General features: G+C 78.8%; 4 protein-coding genes. All 4 read right to left on the bottom strand.

The window, feature by feature from the left end; genetic code table 11:
• On the bottom strand, positions 1–228 hold a 228-nt coding region (locus VF468_22650; protein ID HEX5881089.1), incomplete at its 3' end, for a hypothetical protein.
• Entirely contained in the window at positions 225–1,304 is a 1,080-nt protein-coding gene (locus VF468_22645) for an FAD-binding protein (GenBank protein ID HEX5881088.1), read from the bottom strand. The genes VF468_22650 and VF468_22645, both read right to left, overlap by 4 nt.
• Positions 1,301–2,692: a UDP-N-acetylmuramate--L-alanine ligase gene (gene murC, locus VF468_22640; protein ID HEX5881087.1), complete on the bottom strand. Its 1,392-nt coding sequence runs from the start codon at positions 2,690–2,692 to the stop codon at positions 1,301–1,303. The genes VF468_22645 and murC overlap by 4 nt, the downstream gene beginning before the upstream one ends.
• Positions 2,689–3,087: hypothetical protein (locus tag VF468_22635; GenBank protein HEX5881086.1), on the bottom strand; the 399-nt coding region annotated here is incomplete at its 5' end. The genes VF468_22635 and murC, both read right to left, overlap by 4 nt.

The raw sequence follows: 3,087 nt of genomic DNA, 5'->3' as shown, positions 1-3,087 counted from the left end.
GGAGACCCGCACCTCGCTGAGCCCGAACAGCGGCGTCCGGATCAGGTAGGCCACCCCGACCGTCAGGGCGATGACGGCCAGTCCCCACCCGAGAGTGCGCCGCCGCCGCCGCGCCCTGGCGGCGATGATCGCCTTGCGCCGCTCGGCGATGCGCTTGTCGGCCGGGGGGCGCCGCCTGGGGGCCGCTCCCCCGCCGGCCCGCCCGGACGCGCCGGCCCGCTGGGTCACCGGGCCACCTCCTCGTTGTCCTGATCCACCGGGGCACCCCCCTGGGGTTCCCCGGACCCCTCCGGGGGGTCGCCGAAGTCGCCGACGAGCTGGACCTCGGTGCGGAGGGTGACGCCGAGCTCGTCGCGGGCCCGGCGCATGGCCCGGCGGATGAGGACGAGCACGTCGGCGGCGGTGGCGCCGTCGGCGGCGACGATGAAGTTGGCGTGGACCTCGCTGACCCTGGCCCCGCCGTGGGCCTCGCCCTTCATGCCGAGCAGCTCGACCACCCGGCCGGCGGCCATCTCGGGGGGGTTGGCGAACACGCTGCCGCAGTTGGGCTGGTTCACCGGCTGGTTGTCGCGCCGCCAGCGCCGGGCCTCGTCGATCTCGGCCCGGACGGTGGCCTCGGGCGCCGGGGCGAGGGCGAAGCGGGCGGCCGTCACCACCGCGCCGGCCGGCAGGGCCGAGCGCCGGTAGCCGAAGCCGAGCTCGTCCGGCTTCATCCGCACCAGCCGATCCACCGGGGGGCTACGGCTGAGCCCCCCCGACCCCCGGCCCGGGACCTCGCCGGTCAGGTGGAACACGTCGGCCCAGACCAGGCGGTCGGCCAGCTCGCTCCCGTGGGCGCCGGCGTTCATCTTGACCCCGCCGCCGACGGTGCCCGGGATGGCCACCGCGAACGCGATCCCGCCCAGCGACGCCCTGGCCGAGCGGGCGGCCACGCCGGGCAGGGGCGTGGCCCCCCCGGCCTCCAGCTCGGTGCCCTCCACCTCGACCCGCCGGAAGCGCTGGCCGAGGTGGAGCACGATCCCCGGCCAGCCGCCGTCGGCGACCAGCATGTTGGACCCGCGCCCGACGACCAGCAGCGGCAGCCGGGTGTCGCCCAGCACCCCGGCCAGGGCGGCCAGGTCGTCGAGGGTCTCGGCCCGCAGGAACACGGCCGCCGGCCCCCCCAGCCGGAAGGTGGTCAGCGGAGCCAGCGACAGGTCGCGGCTGACCCGCCCCGGGCAGCGCGCCGCCAGCTCGGCCGCCGTCGCCTCGAGCGCCCCGGGGTCCACCGGCCCGACCGGCGGCGGCATCGGCGGCCAGGTCATCGCGGCCTCGCGGCCAGGAGCGGGGCGAGCTCGTCGGCCAGGGTGGTGATGTCGCCGGCGCCCAGGGTGAGGACCAGGTCGCCCGGCTGGACAAGGGTGGCGACCCGGGCGGCCAGGGCGGACCGGTCGGGCTCGTACACGCAGTCGAGGTCGGGGCGGGCGTGGCCGGCGGCGCCGGCGACCAGGGCGCCGTCGACGCCCGGCTCGGGGTCCTCCCGGGCCGCGTAGACGTCGGTCACCACCAAAAGGTCGGCGGCGGCCAGGGCCCGGCCGAACTCGGCCGCGAACAGCCGGGTGCGGGAGTACAGGTGGGGCTGGAACACGGCCACCACCCGCTTCCAGCCGCCCAGGCGGGCCGCGGCCAGGCTGGCCGCGACCTCGGTGGGATGGTGGGCGTAGTCGTCGACCACCGTGACCCCGCCGGCCTCGGCCCGGTGGTGGAAGCGCCGGGCCGCGCCGGTGAAGCCGGCCAGGCCGGCCACGGCGGCCTCGAACGGCGCCCCGGCGGCCCGGGAGGCCGCGATGGCCCCGAGCGCGTTGGCCACGTTGTGGCGGCCGGGGACGACCAGGGCGACCTCGCCCAGCGGCTGGTCGGCGGCGACCGCGGCGAAGCGGGCGCCCCGGCCGTCGATGGCCAGCACCTCGCCCCGCAGGTCGGCCCCGGCGGCGAAGCCGTAGGTGACCACCGGGCAGGGGGCGGCCCCGGCCAGCTCGAGGGCGCCCGGGTCGTCGGCGCAGAGCACGGCCGTGCCGTCGGCGGGCAGCCGGCCGACGAAGGCCCGGAAGGCGCCCCGGACGGCGTCCAGGTCGCCCCAGTGGTCGAGGTGGTCGGCCTCGACGTTGGTGACCACGGCGACGGCCGGGGACAGCTCCAGGAACGAGCCGTCGGACTCGTCGGCCTCGGCCACGAAGTGGGGGCCGCTCCCGGCGGCGGCGTTGACGCCGCTGGCCTTGAAGTCGCCGCCGACGGCGAACGACGGGTCGAGCCCGGCCGCCTCCAGGATGGCCACCACCATCCCGGTGGTGGTCGTCTTGCCGTGGGTGCCGGCGACGGCGATGCCGGTCCTGCCGGCCATGAGCCTGGCCAGGAGCTGGGCCCGGCCGAGGACGGGGATGTCGAGGATCCTGGCCGCGACCAGCTCCGGGTTGGTCGGCCGGATGGCGGTCGAGGCGACCACCAGGTCGGGCCGGCCCAGCCGGGCGCCGTCGTGGCCGGCCCACACCTCGGCGCCGAGCGCCCGCAGCGCCGCAAGGGTGGCCGACTCGCTGCGGTCCGACCCGGTGACCCGGTGGCCCGCGGCCAGCAGCAGGCGCGCCAGCCCGCTCATCCCGGCCCCGCCCACCCCCACCAGGTGCACGGTCCCCCCGACCGGGAGCGGGCCGCTCATGGCCCGGCGTCCCGGTCGGTGGGTGGCCGGGCGGCCCGGGCGTCGCGGCCGTTCGTGGAGGCGTCCCCGGCCGGGGGGTCCTCTCGAGGGGGGTGCGCCTTGCGGTCGACCGGCGGGTAGGCCTCCATGCGCTTGGTGCGGTGGTCGACCCGGCGCTGCACCGACGGGCCGCCGGCGGGGGCGGCGGCCGACTCGAACCAGCCGGTGGCCTCCCGGTCGACCGGGGTCGCGGCCGCGGCCACGTCGGCCAGGAACTCCTCCCGGGTGCGCCGGCCCGAGGCCTCGACGACCAGGGCGGCCAGCTCCTCGGCGGCGGCCGGGTGGGCCTGGGCGCGCATCGCGGCCGCCATCTCGGCCAGGCGCTCGGGGTCGGCCAGCAGCGGCGCGGCGGCGGC

Source organism: Actinomycetota bacterium (assembly GCA_036280995.1).
Taxonomy (GTDB): Bacteria; Actinomycetota; CALGFH01; order CALGFH01; family CALGFH01; genus CALGFH01.
The sequence above is the reverse complement of the archived record's forward strand: the minus strand, read 5'-3'. Positions and strand labels throughout refer to the sequence as shown.

Coding starts and splice junctions, on each gene's coding strand:
- VF468_22645 (HEX5881088.1), bottom strand. CDS start 1,304: ATGACCTGGCCGCCGATGCCGCCGCCGGTCGGGCCGGTGGACCCCGGG.
- murC (HEX5881087.1), bottom strand. CDS start 2,692: ATGAGCGGCCCGCTCCCGGTCGGGGGGACCGTGCACCTGGTGGGGGTG.